Annotated in this window: 13 protein-coding genes; 10 read left to right on the top strand and 3 right to left on the bottom strand. The window is 54.3% G+C overall.

What is annotated here, in order from left to right; translation table 11 throughout:
- Window positions 1–122 precede the first annotated feature (122 nt).
- The 6 genes from SKZ59_RS27000 (at window position 123) to SKZ59_RS28190 (ending at window position 10,177) form a co-directional block, all read left to right on the top strand.
- Window positions 123–2,738, top strand: coding sequence for a sigma-70 family RNA polymerase sigma factor (locus SKZ59_RS27000; RefSeq protein WP_319993474.1), 2,616 nt, complete (start codon window positions 123–125; stop codon window positions 2,736–2,738).
- Window positions 2,735–4,228, top strand: coding sequence for an ATP-binding protein (locus SKZ59_RS27005; RefSeq protein ID WP_319993475.1), 1,494 nt, complete (start codon window positions 2,735–2,737; stop codon window positions 4,226–4,228). The genes SKZ59_RS27000 and SKZ59_RS27005 overlap by 4 nt, the downstream gene beginning before the upstream one ends.
- Window positions 4,225–7,116 carry a Z1 domain-containing protein gene (locus SKZ59_RS27010; RefSeq protein ID WP_319993476.1) on the top strand — a complete coding sequence of 964 codons (2,892 nt, stop codon included), beginning with the start codon at window positions 4,225–4,227 and terminating at the stop codon, window positions 7,114–7,116. The genes SKZ59_RS27005 and SKZ59_RS27010 overlap by 4 nt, the downstream gene beginning before the upstream one ends.
- Window positions 7,100–8,116 (top strand): PD-(D/E)XK motif protein, encoded by a 1,017-nt coding sequence (locus SKZ59_RS27015; RefSeq protein WP_319993477.1) that lies wholly within the window; start codon window positions 7,100–7,102, stop codon window positions 8,114–8,116. The genes SKZ59_RS27010 and SKZ59_RS27015 overlap by 17 nt, the downstream gene beginning before the upstream one ends.
- The gene (locus SKZ59_RS27020) at window positions 8,113–9,888 is read left to right on the top strand and encodes an AIPR family protein (RefSeq protein WP_319993478.1); all 1,776 of its coding nucleotides are present in this window, start codon (window positions 8,113–8,115) and stop codon (window positions 9,886–9,888) included. The genes SKZ59_RS27015 and SKZ59_RS27020 overlap by 4 nt, the downstream gene beginning before the upstream one ends.
- 130 nt (window positions 9,889–10,018) lie before the next feature.
- Window positions 10,019–10,177, top strand: coding sequence for a hypothetical protein (locus SKZ59_RS28190; protein ID WP_413774607.1), 159 nt, complete (start codon window positions 10,019–10,021; stop codon window positions 10,175–10,177).
- A 21-nt stretch (window positions 10,178–10,198) separates the two neighbouring features.
- Here the strand turns inward: SKZ59_RS28190 and SKZ59_RS27025 are convergent, their stop codons facing one another.
- Complete coding sequence (locus SKZ59_RS27025) at window positions 10,199–10,621, bottom strand: DNA mismatch endonuclease Vsr (protein WP_319993479.1); 423 nt, start codon at window positions 10,619–10,621, stop codon at window positions 10,199–10,201.
- A 48-nt stretch (window positions 10,622–10,669) separates the two neighbouring features.
- Here SKZ59_RS27025 and SKZ59_RS27030 point away from each other — a divergent pair, with 48 nt between their 5' ends.
- Together SKZ59_RS27030 and SKZ59_RS27035 are read left to right on the top strand one after the other, a co-directional pair.
- Window positions 10,670–12,325, top strand: coding sequence for a DNA (cytosine-5-)-methyltransferase (locus SKZ59_RS27030; RefSeq protein WP_319993480.1), 1,656 nt, complete (start codon window positions 10,670–10,672; stop codon window positions 12,323–12,325).
- A 418-nt stretch (window positions 12,326–12,743) separates the two neighbouring features.
- Window positions 12,744–13,805: a GGDEF domain-containing protein gene (locus SKZ59_RS27035; protein ID WP_070302912.1), complete on the top strand. Its 1,062-nt coding sequence runs from the start codon at window positions 12,744–12,746 to the stop codon at window positions 13,803–13,805.
- Here SKZ59_RS27035 and SKZ59_RS27040 read toward each other — a convergent pair.
- Window positions 13,784–14,041 (bottom strand): hypothetical protein, encoded by a 258-nt coding sequence (locus SKZ59_RS27040; protein WP_319993481.1) that lies wholly within the window; start codon window positions 14,039–14,041, stop codon window positions 13,784–13,786. The genes SKZ59_RS27035 and SKZ59_RS27040 overlap by 22 nt on opposite strands.
- 195 nt (window positions 14,042–14,236) lie before the next feature.
- Between SKZ59_RS27040 and SKZ59_RS27045 the strand changes: the two genes are divergently transcribed.
- Both SKZ59_RS27045 and SKZ59_RS27050 read left to right on the top strand, forming a co-directional pair.
- A complete protein-coding gene (locus tag SKZ59_RS27045) occupies window positions 14,237–15,217 on the top strand; it encodes a hypothetical protein (protein ID WP_319993482.1) in 981 nt (326 codons plus the stop codon).
- Between the two features lie 163 nt (window positions 15,218–15,380).
- On the top strand, window positions 15,381–16,532 hold the full coding sequence (locus SKZ59_RS27050; RefSeq protein WP_319993483.1) for an AI-2E family transporter: 1,152 nt from the start codon (window positions 15,381–15,383) through the stop codon (window positions 16,530–16,532).
- Between the two features lie 130 nt (window positions 16,533–16,662).
- Here the strand turns inward: SKZ59_RS27050 and SKZ59_RS27055 are convergent, their stop codons facing one another.
- Window positions 16,663–18,393 carry a methyl-accepting chemotaxis protein gene (locus SKZ59_RS27055; RefSeq protein WP_319993484.1) on the bottom strand — a complete coding sequence of 577 codons (1,731 nt, stop codon included), beginning with the start codon at window positions 18,391–18,393 and terminating at the stop codon, window positions 16,663–16,665.
- Window positions 18,394–18,592 lie beyond the last annotated feature (199 nt).

Raw genomic sequence — 18,592 nt, forward strand, 5'->3', positions numbered from 1 at the left:
GAAAGCAATTACTGTAGAATTGATAAAAGATGATTGTTATTTATAATACGTTTTAGCCTACATGAATGCAGGGAATCAGGACGCTGGCAAGTTACGCTCACCACAATATGGGCGCAGATAGCATGCCTCCTCTCAATCAATTTTTTAAAATCGCAGTTATGGCTGGCGTGGAAAGTGCCGTCCAGCTCCATATCGATCGCGGCGATGATATCAATGCCCGCGACTCGAACGGGTTAACTTTGCTCATGCTGTCGGCCGCCAAGAATAAAGCTGCCATGTGCCGATTATTGCTGAACGCCGGAGCTGACGGTGCTTTGCTTGACTCGGCAGGTCGAACCGCTCATGAGATCGCGATTGCGGCGGGTGCTCAACAAGCAGTTGAGTTGCTAGAGCCCCCCACTGTGACCCCTGAGCCCCTGACGATACCTGAACCAGCACAGGCACCGGCGACTGATGACACCCCCGTTCCCCTCACTGACCATGCAAGCGGCGCTGAGCCAACTTTTGATGTAGCCTCGGCCGAAGAAAGCCCGCAAACGACCATCGCCGCAGCTATGCCTCATCTCATTTTAGAAAATGACGAGGAAGGATTTTCCCTGTTCAACTGGGAGCCAGAAGATGAGCTTCTTCCGCCTGAGCTAGACCCAGTATTAGTGGCGGAAGCCAGTGCAGCTCAAGCCGCCATCTCAGCACACGAACCGATTGACTCATCGGCAGACTGGGATGATGTCGATGCATTCCTGCCTGACCAATCCGTTCCGTTCATACGCAAAGACGACGTTGAAACAAGGAGCCACCTACGACTACTGCTTTTGAGAGCGTATAGAGAAGGCAGCGTGCCGAGCATGGAAATCGAATCCTTATCGATGAATGCGGACGGCAGTGCCAATCCAGAATTTGAGGCCTTACTGACCTTGGTCGTGAACGATTTGGGGGCCGAGGTCGATGAGCGATTTGAGTATGCAGCACCCGATGAAGATTTCACTATTTTTGTCTCGCCTCAAGAGAGTGAGGAAGAAGAAGAACGCATCGACAATGCCATGCACTTTATCGACAGTGCCGCATCCCGGCGAGCCGAACCCTTACGCGCCTATCTCAGGGACTTCCAAAAGATCAAGTTGATCTCTGGCGACGAAGAGGTTGCACTCGCTCAGCGAATGGAACAACAACATAAGCGAGCCTTAGATGCCTTGGCTCTCTGGCCGTATGGTGTCGAGGTGGTATTGGCTGCCGGTCGCCTGGTTCAGGCCAAAAAGCGAACGCTGTTCTCCATGTCGATGGGACCGCCTGAGGCACAACCTGAATTAAACGATACAGACGACGAACCTGCCATTGTGGCGGTAGTGGAGAGCCGTAGTGATGAGAGCGATGAGGAAGCCGAAGAGTCTCCTGTAACATCCGACAACGCAGCCAGTCTTTTCTTCGATGCCCTGCTTCGCTTAAGCGAATCGGTGACAAATCCGGTGTCGGCTAGCAGTACCTATGAAATCAGAGAGCGCCTTGATCCGCTGAGACTTACTACGTCATTCCTGTTCGGACTAGCCAAGACCGCAGCTACGGACTCTCATGAATCGGCTGATGCATTTGTAGCCGCAATAACGGGTTATCTGCAAGCTCGTGAACAGATGGCTGCTGCCAACTTGAAACTGGCGTTCCATATCGCCAAAAAATATTTGTATAGCGGCGAGCTTCTTGACGACTTGGCCCAAGAAGCAAATATCGGTCTGATGAAAGCCGTCGAACGTTTTGATTGGCGACGCGGTTATAAGTTCTCGACTTATGCAACTTGGTGGATACGACAGCAAGTAGGCCGTGCCGTTGCAGATACTGTACGCACAATACGAATTCCTGTTCATGTTCACGAGAAGCTTCAAAGACTCTCAAAAGAAACTCGAGCCTTTGAATCCGAAACTGGACGCCCGCCGGAGCCAGCAGAAATCGCACAGCGCCTGGGTATCAGCTTACGGATTCTCGGAACGCTTGAGCGGATTCCGCAAGAGCCGACATCCATTGATGATGAATTTGATGAGGAGCTGATCGATGCGAGTGCTTATGACAGCCTAGTGTCGCCACATCCGTTCGAGTCCTGTGCAGAATCACAGTTCTGCCGGACAGTGGACTCTGTAATTTTGACGCTCAAACGGAAAGAAGAAAAGGTGACTCGCCTCCGCTTTGGTATCGGAGTGAATAGCTCGTTCACGCTTGAAGAGGTTGGCATGGCTTACGGTGTTACAAGGGAACGCATCCGTCAGATCGAAGCCAAATCTCTTCGAAAGCTACGCAATCCTATTCATTTAGATCGGCTGTTATTGGCATTCTCTGGAAGTCTGCCCGTGAGAGGGAAAAAACCGCCAAGTGTTGACGTGTCAGTAGATGAAGCTGATGAGGTAGACGGTGCCATCATAGAGGAGATCATTGCGAACCTCGACCAAACGGCTAGGATAGATCCTTCCAGTGAGATCAATGAAAACCCAATCACTTGCGTGGAAACGTCTTCAGCTAATGAAGCTCGTGAATCTAGTGCATTCATCCAATTGCCGGTGACATCAAAGTCTTTAGATCGACTGTTGTCGCAAATGGAGGACGCAGGTGTTCGCGTGTTAGATGATCGCCAAGGGATGTCAGGAAAAATTTGGGTAGACGTGGCGGATACCAGCGATGGGCAGCGGCACAAGCTCGTTCGCAAGCTGTTGGCCGTCGGTTTTGAATTTTCGCCAGAAAAAGGCTACTGGAAATGACTTTGAAAACACGTAGTGCACCACCTCAAGCAATGGCGATGCTTGAGGCTCTCCGGGGTTTAGGCTATTCAACGTCTGCGGCACTGGCTGACATCATCGACAACAGCATCTCCGCCGGAGCAAAGGAAGTCCGCGTTGATTTCATTTGGGATGGCACTGCGAGTCGCATTTCGATTTTGGATAACGGCCGAGGTATGACCGATGCCGAGCTAGAAAACGCGATGCGACTGGGTGATAAAAATCCACTTGATGTTCGTGCTTCGCATGATCTTGGCCGCTTTGGGATGGGGCTAAAAACAGCGTCGTTTTCGCAATGCCGCCGTCTAACTGTAAAAACCGTAAAAAACGAAACCGAAAGCTGCTTGCGTTGGGACTTGGACGAGTTGGCGGCAAATCCACAGGGTGGATGGCTTTTATTTGAAGGCCCGGCTTCTGGTTCGGCAGCCTATCTCAACGCACTCATCGCCGCGAAATCTGGCACGCTGGTGCTCTGGGAGTTGATGGATCGAATCGTTACGGATAGCTATACAGCCGATAACTTTAACGACCTGATCGATACAGTTGAAACGCATTTAGCAATGATTTTTCATCGCTTGCTTCAAGGTCCGCGGGCCAAGCTCAAACTACTATTCAACGGCAGAGCTGTCGCTCCTTGGGACCCATTTATGTCAGGTCATTCTGCGAAACCATGGACCTCGCCAGTGACGAACCACTCGACCAGTTACGGAAATGTGGCAGTTCAATGCCATGTATTACCGCACCGCGACAAGCTAACGGCTGCTGAATTTGAGGAGCATGCAGGCCCTGAAGGCTGGACCGCACAGCAGGGCTTTTACGTGTATCGAAATGAGCGTCTTCTCGTCGCAGGCGGATGGCTAGGACTGGGCAACGCTCGTGCTTGGAACCGAGAAGAGGCCCATCGCCTTGCCCGAATTCGACTCGATATCCCGAATACGGCAGACGCCGATTGGAAAATTGATATTCGAAAATCTACTGCACGGCCACCGGTATCATTGCGTCCTTGGTTGATGTCGCTCGCCGAAAACACTCGCGAACGAGCACGGCGGGTATTTGCATATCGAGGGATACCCGCGCCGACAAACGGCAACGTGCCCATCGAACAAGCTTGGCGTGTGGATCGTCTCAAAGCCGGCATCCGCTATCGAATCGATCAAAATCATCCATCCATTGCGGCGGTCTTGGCAAGTTCAGGGGAGCTTCAGCCACTCGTTCAGTCAATGCTGCGGGTCATCGAAGAAACCGTGCCGGTGCAACGTATCTGGCTGGATACCGCAGAAAATAAAGAGACTCCTCGGACAAACTTTGATGGAGAACCAAACGCAGCCATTATCGAAGTTGCGACTGTTCTCTTTGATGATCTCATTGAACGCAAAGGTCTCAGTGTGGAGGAGGCGCGCAAGTCCATGCTACGCACTGAACCATTCCAAAAATATCCAACGCTTGTTGCTAAACTGGGAGCTAAAACATGACTGTAGCTGAAGAGATAGCAGCACAGAACGAGTTAGTCGAAAACGTCATCGCTACTGCACAGCGACTGATTCGAGCCGAAAAGGACAAATCCAAAGTCACGGCCGCATACATTGCGGCCAAAGTGCAGAAGGCCGTGGACATGTTCACAGACGATGAGCCGATTGTCATCGATCAACAGGAAATCATCTCGACTCTGATCCAGCGCTTCAGTCACTGGATAGGCAAGTCCACGACCATGAAAGACAACACCAATCATGAAGATTGGTTGAACGCTGCACGCAAGAAGGACTGGCACTACTGGCGTCGTTATCGCGACTTCCAAGAATCAAAATTGTCCGACACTGTTGTAGAAGGCCTCGACGAAGCTACGGATAGCATCCTTGAATTGCTGGAAGATCCGCAGCGTGCAGAGGCGTGGGATCGTCGCGGCCTTGTAGTTGGTCACGTTCAATCGGGTAAGACCAGCAACTACTCTGGCCTTATCTGCAAGGCAGCGGACGCCGGCTACAAAATTATCATTGTGCTTGCAGGGCTTCACAACAATCTTCGCTCACAAACCCAAGTGCGGCTTGAAGAAGGCTTCTTAGGCTATGAGACCACCTTGGATCGAGATCCAGGATTACCTATTGGCGTTGCTGAATTTGGTGAGGATCTAAAAACAAATTCCGCAACAACACGTGCGGATAACGGTGACTTTAGCAAAGCGATTGCTAAACACTTCCACGGCATATCCCCAGAAGAGCGTCCTTGGCTGTTTGTGGTCAAAAAACAGAAGACGGTGCTAACAGCACTGCTTAACTGGATTCAAACTCGTGTGGCCGATGCTACCGATTCGGAAGATGGTCGAAAGCTTGTGACCAAGCTTCCACTGCTCGTTATCGATGACGAAGCTGACAATGCATCCGTTGATACCGGAGAACAGGCATTCGACGAAAACGACGAGCCTGATGAAGAGCATCGTCCGAAAGCAATTAACAGCCTTATTCGTCAGGTTTTACACGCCTTCACTCGCAAAGCCTATGTCGGTTACACCGCTACGCCGTTCGCCAACATCTTTATCCATCAGAAAGGTGCGACCCCTAAAGAGGGGCCGGACCTCTTCCCGAAGGCATTCATCATCAACCTGTCGGCTCCTTCAAACTATGTTGGTCCCGCTCGCATGTTTGGGAAAGTCACCAAGGATGGTCGTCAAGGCGTCCTGCCGCTGTCCCGAGATATCGAAGATAACTACGACGAGGAGACGAAGTCAGGATGGATGCCGCCTAAGCATAAGAAGACTCATGAGCCGCTTTATGAAGGACAGGAGACAGTTCCGCCATCATTATATGAAGCAATCCATGCGTTTGTTCTGGCCTGTGCTGTGCGTGAACTTCGCGGACAGGGAAAACAACACAGCTCCATGCTGGTTCACGTCACTCGATATGTCGATGTGCAGAATCATGTGAGAGCTCAGGTTGAAGAAGTTGTTCGTCGCATGAGACAACGGATCGTTAGAGGTACGGGCAGCGATGCCCTTCTAGCTCAACTGCATGATCTTTGGGAAAGCGACTTCATTCCAACGCGCGATGAAGTTGCAGCTCTATCGCCTAAAGAGGAGCTGCCGCCTGTCTTACCGCTGTGGGATGAGGTGGTAGCAGCACTCCCCAACGTTTTGGCCGATATTCAGGTTCGCTCCATCAACGGCACTGCCAAAGACGCTCTTGACTATGCTACCCCAGGAGCGGCGTTGAAAGTCATCGCTGTGGGCGGTGACAAGCTTGCACGGGGCCTGACTCTGGAAGGCTTATGCGTCAGTTACTTTGTGCGAACCACAAAAATGTATGACACGCTCATGCAGATGGGCCGCTGGTTTGGATACCGTCCTGGTTATCTGGACTTGTGTCGCCTCTACACATCGCCGGATCTCATTAAGTGGTTTGAACACATCGCGGATGCTTCCGAAGAGTTACGTGAAGAATTTGATTTCATGGCACAGACCGGGCTAACTCCGGAACAGTATGGTTTGAGGGTCAAGTCGCATGAAATCTTGACCGTGACATCTCCGATGAAGATGCGGAATTCTCAGACGCTATCTCTGAGCTACAGTGGCACGCGGCCTCAGACCATTCTTTTCCATCGAGACAAAAAGATCCAAGAAGCGAATCTATCGGCAGCCGAATCACTTATCAGCAGCTTGGGCTCCTACGCAGACCACAACTTTAAATATGAACGCAATGGAGAGGCACATAGTTGGTCAAACGGTGCCCTCTGGAAAGATGTCGATGCGAACAATATCCTTAAGTTTCTTGGAGATTACACGACACATCCAAATGCGACGAGTGCCAAGGCTAGTGTGCTTGCGGACTTCATTAGCAAGATGCTCGAGATCGGTCAGCTAAAAAAATGGAACGTTGGCCTGATTGGGAGCGGCAGCATCGAGGGAACTCCTCATAAATTTGGGGAGATTGAAATTAAAACCTTCCCGATGCGTAAATTCGATGCGTCTGACAACAAGTTTTCCATCAAAGTTCTGACTGACCCAAAGGACGAAGGGATGGACCTTGAAGACAACCACTGGCGTAAGGCATTGGATCTGACCTTGGCGGCCTGGAAGCCAGATCCAGCGCGTTCCCCGCCACGGACTGAGCCTCCAACTGAGCCAAGCGGAAAAGGCATCCGGGAAGCACGCAAATTAATCGGTGAAGACGCTGATAGAGGTCTGCTCTTGCTATATCCCTTGGCGCCTTATCTCATTGACGAGAACAAGGATAAAAGTCTTGTCGTTCAGGATTGGGAAAAACCCATCATTGCATTTTCCATTGCATTCCCATCAAGTGACAACACGATTACCGTGTCTTACGAAGTCAATCTTTTATATTGGATGCAGGAATATGGCCCGGCAGAATGATGAGTTTTTGATGGCGTGGTCATCACTGTCTGGCCTCGGTGAAGAGGCGGGCTGGCAAGCGATTCCTATTGCTCCGGCACTGCCGCTTGAGCTACAGGCGGGCCGTCGCTCGCCAGATAACGCGGAAGCTGTATTTGTCGGGTTCCCGTCAATACATCTACCAGCAGCCGACAAGATGCCGGAGGGCCAAGGCTTTGCGGTTGAGCGAGTTGATCCACAAGGTGACAATAAGATGTGGCTTGCATTGACACGAAAGCTCGCAGGCAGCGAAGAACTCTTCGCCAGCATGGCCTCGGATGTTGTCGGAGCACTCGATGATGCCGTGGCTACGCAGGCGAATGAGCAAAAACTACTGCGTGTGTTTCTGGGCCGCGTCGGAGCTTGGCAAGAGTTTATGAGGAAAGGGTTTCAAGCCCTCAGTGCCGAAGCAGAAATTGGATTGGTAGGTGAGATTTCCGTGCTTCGGTTAATCATTGACGCAGGCGTGCCTGCACCACTCGCTGTCGAATCTTGGCGTGGTCCACTGGATGCTCTCCAAGATTTCGAATTGGGAACCGGAGCATTGGAAGTGAAGTCTACGCTGTCGGCCATTGGATTCTTGGCGCAGATAGGCTCTTTGGAACAGCTTGAAGACTCCGTTCGCCAACCGTTGTTTGTGGTTAGTGTTCGTCTTAAACAAACCACCACGGGAAAGACCTTGCCAGAGATAGTCGATGATATGCAGTGCATTGTAAAAGGAGATGCAGAAGCTGAACGCCTTCTCTCCGACCGACTGCTCGCCGCAGGGTTTATCGAGCAACATGTTGACCGATATGTCAGACGTTTCACAGAAGCTGGTACTCGCATCACCGAGGTGGACAAAAATTTCCCACGCCTCACTCTCGGAAGTGTTCCCTTGGGCATTACGAAGGCGAGCTATGAGATCGATCTTGATAAGGTGGTAGGCACGATAGTCGAGATCGATGAAGCATTGAAAAAATTAGGGGCAATGAAGATATGAATTTGACTGATTTTCTGCGTGAAACGCAGGCTAGTGTTCGCTCGCAAATGCGAGAAGGTGCACTGTATGAAGAGCTGGTTTTTTCGGGCATTGTAATGGATCACATGTCGGAAATCGGCATGACATTCGAGCCGGTCGAATGCCACTTTGAAGGCAAGTTCGGCTCAGCAAATTTGCGTCTTAGCGGCTATGCAATTTCGGAGGACTTGGATCAGCTAGATTTATTCGTCAGCCTCTATGCCGGCGTTGACGATCCGACGCCGATCCCGGACTCCGAAACCAAAACCGCAGTCGAACAATGCCTTCGCTTTCTGACGCTTTGTGCCGAAGGAAAGATGGCGCCCAAGTTGGACCCATCCACCAACGTTCGGTCTCTCGCAGAGACGCTACAAGCTATCTATAACGACTTGGAGCAGATCAGAGTCTATGTGATCACAGACAAGGTAGCGAAATCCAAGAGCTTCAAGACTCGAGAAGTCGGCGGCAAATCCGTTCGCCTCGAAGTCATGGACATCGAAAGGCTGCATCGTCACTGGTCTGAAGGCAAACCACGCGATGAGCTGGTGGTGGACTTTGCCGAGGTGTCTGGCGCTCCTCTACCCTGTGTGTTTGTGCCTGGTGAAAATGATGACTATGACTATGCGCTAACGGCCGTGCCTGGTGAAGCCTTGCGTCTTCTCTATGAAAGGTTTGGTGCACGGCTGCTCGAAGCAAACGTGCGTTCCTTCCTGAGTGTAAAAGGCAAAGGGGTAAACGCGGGGATACAAAGCACGCTGCGATCAGCACCTGAGCGATTTATGGCCTATAACAACGGTATTGTTGTTGTAGCCGACGAGATGATACTTGGAAAAGCGAATGACGGTTCCTCCGGCATCGCATGGCTCAAAGGCCTACAAATCGTCAATGGCGGTCAGACTACGGCCTCCCTCTACTTCACTAAAAAGAAATATCCTTCGACGGACTTGAGCCATGTGCGGGTTCCAGCCAAGATTATTGTCATGAAGACGACGGATGCCTCGAAGGAGGAGGCTCTCGTCTCGGACATCTCTCGCTTTGCGAACAGTCAGAATGCGGTGAAACAATCGGACTTGTCCGCGAACAAGCCGTTCCATGTTGAGATTGAAAAACTGTCTCGCTCAATCTATTGCCCAGATGGCGTCGGCCAGTGGTTCTACGAGCGAGCGTCGGGTAGCTATAACACTCTGCTCACCCGCGAAGGCTCCACTCCAGCAAAACTCAAAGCACTTAAAGATGCAATCCCTACTGCTCGTCGTATTACAAAAACCGATTTGGCGAAGTATTTGACCGCGTGGGACCGTAAGCCAGATATCGTAAGCTTGGGATCACAAAAGAATTTCGATCGCTTTATGGCGAGTCTTACCCCTGCTGAAGGCCAAGAAATTCCACTGCCAAATGTTCAGGACTTCAAAGCGATGATCGCCAAGGCGAAGATCTACCGCGATGCTCAAAAACATCTACGACCTATGTTCCCGGCGTTCCAAGCCAACGTCACGGCTTATACCGTAGCGCTCATGTCAGAAAAACTTGGAAGCCGCATCGACTTGGAACGTATTTGGACCAAGCAATCTGTATCGCCTGAGTTTCTCGCTCAACTGGCTGTGTGGGCCAATGAAGTGAATGAAGTGCTACATAATTCTGCCGGTGGGCGTATGGTATCGGAATGGGCCAAGAAGCCTGAGTGCAAGGACGAGGTCATGAATGCCAGTTATTCGGCGCCGGCTGCTGATATACCAGAACTCAAGGCAATGTAGAAATCAATTCGTGGGGGATAGGTAGCTTAGTGACAGACATCGTTAAACTATATGTTCGAAGTCGGATGATGTCTGACATTAAGGGAGAAAAGCCCAAACCGAAAGTTTTTCTAAAGACGCTTATTCTTTACTGCGGGCTTACGTTTTCCGACTTCACCGCCATGATTTACTGGGCACTCCCAACATTGTTCTATTTGGCAGGAAGATCGCCATTTTTGTCCATTGCTGTTTCTGGCACGCTCACATCGGATGCTATTACTTCAACGTCCCATCAACCAGAGCATTCTGAACGCAATTTGATGAATTCGAGCTAATCAATTGTTTGTTGCGTGATTTCGCTAGCGAGCCGCTGAAGTCTGTCCAAGGGTTCGCGCTTGAGTTCACACTCCCAAACCACTAACACGCGCCATCCTTTTGCCTGCAACGCAGCCATATTCCTAGCATCCCGTTCCAAGTTGCTCTGGAACTTCGTTTCCCATCGCTCGATATTGGATGCAGGCTGAGTCGCAAAACGGCAGCCCGCGTGTCGATGCCAGAAACAGCCGTGTACGAAAATCACTACGCGGTATTTTGGCAATACAAGATCGGGCGACCCAAGTAGTTCACGCGTGTGCAGCCGATAACGGAATCCCTGCGCATGAAGGTATCGGCGTACGAGCATCTCGGGTTTTGTATTTTTCGACTGAATCCCTGACATCATTCTCGACCGGGTAGCTGAATCGACTATGTCCATTTTTCCTGGTATCCTACGTACCCATACTAGTTTTTATCCAAGGCAAAGTTGCTCATCAAACAGAAATCCAGTTTTACGGGAAATATTCCTATCGTTGACCTCTTTGCTGGGCCTGGAGGTCTTGGTGAAGGATTTTCGTCAGTAGAAAGTGACCCTTTCAGAATAATTGTATCGGCAGAAATGAGTTCTTCTGCGCACAGTACACTTCGTCTAAGGGCTTTCTATCGCCTACTCAAACGTCGAGGTGGGAATTCCATCAAATCTTATTACCGTTTTTGCAACGGCGAATCGGAATGTCCGTACGACGAAACCAACCATGATGCATGGGTGGAGGCAGGAGATGAAGCTCTACAACTGGAGCTGGGAAAGCCTCATGATAACGAGCAGCTTGATCGGAGAATTTCTGCACATGAGCTTGGTCCAGACACGCCATGGGTGCTGATCGGTGGCCCTCCATGTCAGGCGTACTCGATCGTGGGGCGAGCTCGCAACCGAAGCAATGTCGAATACCGTCCTGAAGAGGATCATCGACATTTCCTCTATAAGGAATATCTTCGGATTATTCAGAAATATCGTCCCGCAGTGTTCGTAATGGAGAACGTAAAGGGCATTCTCACAGCAACTGTTGGTGGGAAAAAGATCTTCGAGACGATCCTTGAAGATCTTTCGAATCCTGACAAGGCAATGGAAATGCCGGCTTCCGGAAGTGGGTATCGCATCCATTCGCTTACGTGTGCAACCAACTACTCCGCGAAAGACTCCCCACGCAATATCGATGTACACGATTTCGTCATCAAGGCAGAACAGCATGGAATACCACAGGCACGGCACCGTGTGATTCTTATCGGCGTGCGCGAAGGCATCGGCTTGGGTACTCCCGGGCAGATCGAGAAAGCACGTGAGGTTACAGTCGAGCAAGTCATTGGTTCTCTTCCAAATCTACGCAGCCGCCTCAGCAAAGAGCCCGATTCGGATGAAGGCTGGGGCGACGTGGTGGCGAATCATTTCAGCGAGATGGCACGTGAGGTGAGGGACGGCCATGGCGATGCTGGACTGCAAGAGGTGCTTAAGGAGGCATCTGTTTCGATCAAACGAGGACTCGGCACAGGCAACAAGCAGCTTAATCTCCTGAAGCAGGATATGGAGAGTCCAAGATTACTCAATGGCTGGTATCACGATCCAAAGCTTACGGTCTGGCTGAACCATGACGCGCGAGGACATATGCGCACCGATCTACGGCGCTATGCGTACGCGGCGGCGTTTGCCGAGGCGTTTGGCTGGTCACCAAAAGGACATGGCGAATTCTCACTGCAGGGATTGAGACCCAATCATGACAATTGGGAAACGGGGAAATTCTCTGATCGCTTCCGTGTCCAGTTGCGCGGGCGGCCAGCCACGACGGTTACCAGTCACATTTCCAAGGACGGTCACTATTTCATCCATTACGATCCAACGCAGTGCCGCAGTCTGACGGTGCGGGAAGCGGCAAGACTGCAAACCTTCCCGGACAACTATTTTTTTCAGGGGAACAGGACCGAACAGTTCCATCAGGTGGGAAATGCTGTTCCTCCCCTTCTCGCGAAAAAAATTGGAGATATCGTTTATGCTCTGTTGAGAGGCGCCGATGCCGGCGGATCTCCCCCTGTGCAACAGGATATATGGGAACAGGTTACTCGGCAGGAAGCCGATGATGATCACCAGTGAACTTGATGAGTTATCCAGCTGATTGTGGCATGTTCAAGAATCGGGAAAGCATCTGATGGCATGATTCTGGCAGTCTGTATTTCGAGCTAAAGTAGCTCCGAAGCAATAAAGCATGGCGGTACTACGTATACGCCATGCTTCCGAAGTACAGCCTTCTAGTTTTATAATGTCATTGATACCCCAAGATTTATTTTAACTAAAAGCACCTAACAAAAGCTCTGAATGTATCACCAGCAGATTTTAACCTTGTTGCCGAACAACAAAATATTCATATCGGACAGTACAGTCAGCACCACTGCCCCCAAGAAACCAGTACACTAGTTCCTGAGCGCAACTAATTTTGTACGCGCGCCATGCCGCCTGCTGTTGCCGGGAGGCGTCCCTGCCGCAAGGCGTGTTGTCTGCCTGGACGAATGGAATGTTCACTTCGCGCAGCCTGTCTCCTGCCTTCTATTACCTGTTCTTTTCAGGAGAACGGGAGCAGCAGCAGCGCTTTTTCAAGGAACTGCATTTCATTTCGATAGCCATCCTGACGTTTGGCCTGGCTTGCTGGCTGGTCACGTTCAGCCTGACCTTGCCGCGCGCTTCGTTCGATCATGCGCAGGCGGCGCTGGGTGTGACGGGCATGCTGGGCGGGCTGCTGCTGACCGTGTATGCGAAGTCCTTGCAGGCAATTATCGCCAGCGGCACCATCAGTGTGCTGTTCATCGCGTTCGGCTTTCGCGTGCTGATGCTGAGCACGGAAGACCCTGCTTTCTGGGTGTTACCGCTGGGGGTGATGATCACCCTGACGACGGCGCCCATCTTCAGCGGCATCGCGTATTACCTCGGTGTATCCCTGTGCGTGTGGGCCATGCTGGGACTGGGGCAATTTCCCGTGCATGCGGGCCAGGCTGACCAGCATTGGCCCGTGCTGGCCGTCACCATCAGCGTCATCATCGGCCTGGCGCTGAATATCTATTTTCTCGTCCTGCGCATCCATAACTACCGTGCCCAGCGCGAGCTGGCGACGATGGCTTACAAAGATGGCTTGACCGGGCTCAACAATCGCCGCATGTTCACGCAGGGCGCCCGCACCCTGCAGCGCACGGCGCGCACGCCCGCCTATTTCCTGATGATCGACATCGACGACTTCAAGCAGATCAACGATGTGTACGGCCATGACGTGGGCGATGAAGTACTGAAAAAAATCGCCGACGTGATCGCCAAACTGTCTGGCGAGCACCTGTGCGGGCGCCTCGGTGGCGAGGAGTTTGCCGTCATTTACCTGGGCGAAAAAAACGCGGCCTGCGCCTTTGCCGCGCAGCTGGTCGACAGCGTCGAGGCGGCCTTCGTGCCGGAACGCAAGGTGTCCGTCAGCATCGGCGTCGCAGAGCTGCTCAAGGAAGCTGACTTGTCGCACAGCTACCGGCGCGCCGATGAATCCTTGTACCAGGCCAAGAAAAGCGGCAAGAACCGCTACGTGCTCAACGCTGCCTGAACACCGCCGTCCGAAGTCGCGTCGAGCAGCGCCAGCAAAGCTTGCGGGGAAATCTTCCAGGGATCGCGCTGCGCGGGGCCCACCTCGTACCAGCTGTCCTGGGCGCCGATCTTGAGGATGGTCAAGGGAATGTCCTTGCTCTCGAAGAATGCCAGCATGGGGCGAATCAAACGGCTCACCTTGGCGTGGTCTTCTCGGTACAACGAACTGGTATAGAAGCAGCCCTTCTCTCCCATGCGCAATTTCCTGGCCGCGCCGACACACGAGATCTGGGCCATGGCAAGCGGGACAGTGATTCAATAGCCAAGCTTGGCAGAAAGGGATTTATTCCTGAAATGCTAAGATCGCGGCCCGCGCATGCCGGCAACCGGTCCGGCATGGCGTCTCGACAAGGATGGCCATTGAACACCCCAGGAAGAATCACTCTACGCATGCTGTCGCTGTGCGCCGCGCTGTGCCTGCCGCTTTCCACCATGGCAGAAACTATTTCTGCCGAAGATGCCGCCTTCGTGGCCGCCACCGTGCCCGTGCCATCGCCGCCGCTGCGCCTGAGTGCGCATCCGGAGATCCGCGCCGACGTCTTCAAGCTGCTCGGCTATGCGCGCGGCAGCTATACGCAGGGCAACACCCTGATCGCGCGCCAGGTGCTCGACAGCATGTATTCACTCGACGACATCACGCGCACCATGCTGCCCGATGGGCGCTCGGTGCTGGCCTCCATCGATGCCAGCACACACGGTGCACGGCGCGCCGCCATGCTGTTCGATCCGAAACGCAAACTGTTGGCGCTGGGCCTGGTCAACGGCCATTGCCAGGCCGCCATCGGCGGCGCGGCCCCCGCCTGCCTGCCATCCACGCACGCCGTGCTGACGGTGTTCCTACCACCGGGCGCGGAGGATGAGATGGCCGCACCGCTGCTGGTCTGGGCACGGCAGTTGCCGACCACGCTGGCACAGGCTGCACCGGCACAGCGACAAAGCATTGCTGCCGTGGAATACATCACGACCCGCCCCGGCCAGCCCGGCTGGGAACAGCGCGACGTGCCGCCCGGCTTTCCCGTCAGCCTGCTGCACCTGCTGCTGCAGAATGCGGAATTGACCGGTAGCTCCAGCGGCGGCAAGATCGTCACACCGGTGGGCCTGGCCGGTTTGCCCATGCGCACGCCCACGGAAGCGGCCGAGGCCGGTGACGAGCCCATGCCCGATGCCGACATCACCTTGCGCAGCTATGCCGATTTCCATTGGGTACTCAACACCTACGCCAAGCTGGCCAAGGGCGCGCAAGTGAAAGGCCATGACGACAAGGTGGTGTTTACGGGCAGCGATGCGAGCGGCCGCTATACGGTGACCTTGCGCGAACCAAACAAGGACGATGGCGTCCTCATCACCGTGGCCAGCTGGCGGGAAAAATAAGGTAGGCGCATAGGGAAAGCATTGCCATTACGCACAAGAGCATGGCATTTTGGCATTTTGCGGTATGATTTCCGGCCGTGCGGCGCGGCCCTGTCCCTGCCTTGCCCACCCTGCCCTTCAAGCCAGTCACGCTTGCGTCGCATCCTGCCCCTAAGGAATTCATATGTTCGGTTTTAACTTGCGCGTTGCCAAGATGGTGTGGACGGCTTTCCTCATCGCCTTCCTGCTGTTCCTCACCTACAAGGTCTCGTCGACCCTGATCGTCGTGGTCTTTGCCATTTTCTTCAGCTACCTTGTGTATCCGCTGATCGGACTGCTGGAACGCCATGGGCCGAAACGCTTGCCGCGCACGGCCGCCATCGGCATCGTCTTCCTCGTGGTGATCTTGCTGGTGGCGGTGCTGGGCTCCATCTTCGGCGCGCGCATCGAGGAAGAAGCGATCAAGCTCAGCGATCAGTTGCCGACCCTGCTCAAGGGCAACAACTTTGCCGAACGCATCCCGTTGCCGGAATTCATGGAACCGTTGCGCGCGCGCCTGCTGTCGTTCATGCAGACGCAGCTGAGCAGCGGTACGGGACAAGCGATGCCGCTGGCGAAAGAGCTGGGCTTGACCGTCATGCATGCGGCCAGCAACCTGATCTATCTGGTGCTGGTGCCCGTGCTGAGCTTTTTGCTGATCAAGGAAGGGCCGGACATGCGCGACGGCTTGCTGTCCCTGCTGAACCGCCCGAACAAGAAGCTCTGGGGCGCCATCATCGATGACCTCGACATCTTGCTGTCGCGCTATGTGCGCGCCCTGCTGCTGTTGTCGATCGCCACGTTTGTGTCGTACAGCATTGCTTTTTCCCTGATGGGCGTGCCGTACAGCCTGCTGCTGGCCGGCGCGGCCGCCTTGCTGGAATTCATCCCGTTTGCGGGCCCGCTGGCAGCCGCCGTCATCGCCGTGGTCGTGGCCGGTTTCAGCGGCTTCGAGCACGTGTTCTGGCTGATCGGCTTTATCGCCGCCTACCGTTTGTTCCAGGATTACGTGGTCAACCCGTACTTGATGAGCGAAGGCGTGGAAGTGAGTCCGCTGATGGTGATCGTCGGCCTGCTGGCCGGCGACCAATTGGGTGGCGTGGTCGGCATCTTCCTGTCCGTGCCCGTGATGGCGGCCATCAAGATCGTCTTCGTGCGCGCGCGTGCAGCCTTGCAGGCGCGCCATGATGCGCTGGAGAAAGCGGAACAGGCCGCGGAGGAAGCGCGCGCCCAGGCCCTGGCCGAGGCGGCGATGCTGCAGGAACAGGGCAGCAAGGTAGCCCTGGAACAACAATAATCTAGAATCAACAACGCCTAAAAAACCGTAGCGAGCGGCAGCAAGTTGTGGCCGAGACGCGCAACTGTGCTAGAGCACAGTGAGCATCGCAGGCCGCAAATTGCGACGCGCAGTAGGTTTTTAGGTGTTGTTAGAACTCTTCCCACTCGCCGCTATTGTCGGCGGCAGGCTTGGCGGAACGCGGTTTTGCGGCAGCGACAGGTGCTGCCGCGGCGCGGGTTGGCGCCAGGCGCAGCGCCGGGCGTTTCAAGGCCGTGCTGGCGGCGGCCACGACAGGCTTGCGCAAGGCAGGCTTGGCGGCAGGACCGCTATGGTTGGCATCGAGCTTGAAGATGCTGACCATTTCGGCCAGCGCCGCCGCCTGTTCCTGCATGGCTTCCGAGGCAGCCGCCGCTTCTTCCACCAGGGCCGCATTCTGTTGCGTCACGGTATCCATTTCTGCCACGGCCTGGTTGATCTGGCCGATGCCCAGTTCCTGTTCGCGGCCGGCGGCGCTGATTTCGCCCATGATGTCCGTCACGCGGCGGATGCTGGCCACGATCTCGTCCATCGTCGTGCCCGTCTGGCTGACCAGTTCGCTACCGGCGCCCACGTTCTGCACCGACGCTTCGATCAGCAGCTTGATGTCCTTGGCGGCGCTGGCCGAGCGGTGCGCCAGGTTGCGCACTTCGGTGGCGACGACGGCAAAGCCGCGGCCTTGTTCGCCGGCACGCGCCGCTTCCACGGCTGCATTCAAGGCCAGGATGTTCGTCTGGAAGGCGATGCCGTCGATCACGCCGATAATGTCGGCGATCTTTTTCGACGATTCGCTGATGGTGCCCATGGTATCGACCACTTGCGCCACCAATGCGCCACCTTTTACCGCCACGTCCGAGGCCGACACGGCCAGCTGGTTCGCCTGGCGCGCATTGTCGGAATTCTGCTTGACGGTCGAGGTCAGCTCTTCCAGCGACGAGGCCGTTTCTTCCAGGCTCGACGCTTGCTGCTCCGTGCGGCTGGACAGGTCCAGGTTGCCCGAAGCGATTTCATTGCTGGCCGTGGCGATGGCGCCGCTGCCGTCGCGCACGCCGCGCACAGTGGTCGACAGGCGTTCCTGCATCTTCTGCAAGCCCGTCAGCAAGGCGCCCATCTCGTCGTTGCGCGTGATGACGATATCGTTGGCCAGATTGCCGTCGGAAATGGCGCCGAAATGGCGCAGGGCTTGGTCCAGCGGGCCGAAGATGGCGCGCAGCAGCAAGATGCTGGAAATAATCGTCAGCAAGGCGCCCACCAGCACGCCGCCGATGGCCATGGCCAACTGGGTGCGATAGCTGGACTGGCTTTCCGCATACATCCGGGCAGCCGAAGTGGCCTGGTACTGCGTCAATGTTTCAGCGGCCTGGTCCAGGGTGCGGTACAGCGGCGTCAGTCCCGTCATCATCAAACCGTCCGCTTGTGCGACGTTGCCTTCACGCAAAGCCTTGCTCATGACCAGCAAGCCGTTGCTCATGTAATCGCTGCGCTTCTTGTCCATGTCGTCGGACAGGCGCTTTTCATCCGCGCTTTGCGGCAAGGCCAAATACACCTTCCAGGACTTGTTCGACGCTTCCATGAATTGTTCGGCACGGGCCAGGATATCCTTGGCGTCGGCCGCATCGGGATGCACCATCACGCGGTCCATTGTGAACCGGGCGCGGCCCAGCAGAATCTGCGATTCGCCGATCGCTTGCGTCGATGCCAGCTGATTGCTGTAGACCTCGTTGAGGCTGTTGTTGGCCGATTTCAGGCTGATGATACTCATGACGCCGAGCACGGCGATCAGCAAGCCCAGCACACTCATGGTGGCAATCAGGCGCATCTTTATTGTTATGTTCGACAGCATGCAATTTTCCTTGGTAGGGGCGCAACCATGCCTGCGCCCGCCAAACGGGATAGCAGCAAACGCCTGATGGGCGGGTCACGTGAATTGTTCAGGACAGATCGATACGGCGTGTGCGGCGGCAGGGGGGAAGGCGGCCCGCGCATATCGTCAGGAGTGCAAGACAGGGCAACGAGGTCGAGGTTTCCTGTACTTTTATTTC

Source organism: Janthinobacterium sp. GMG2 (assembly GCF_033949445.1).
Lineage (GTDB): Bacteria > Pseudomonadota > Gammaproteobacteria > Burkholderiales > Burkholderiaceae_D > Janthinobacterium > Janthinobacterium aestuarii.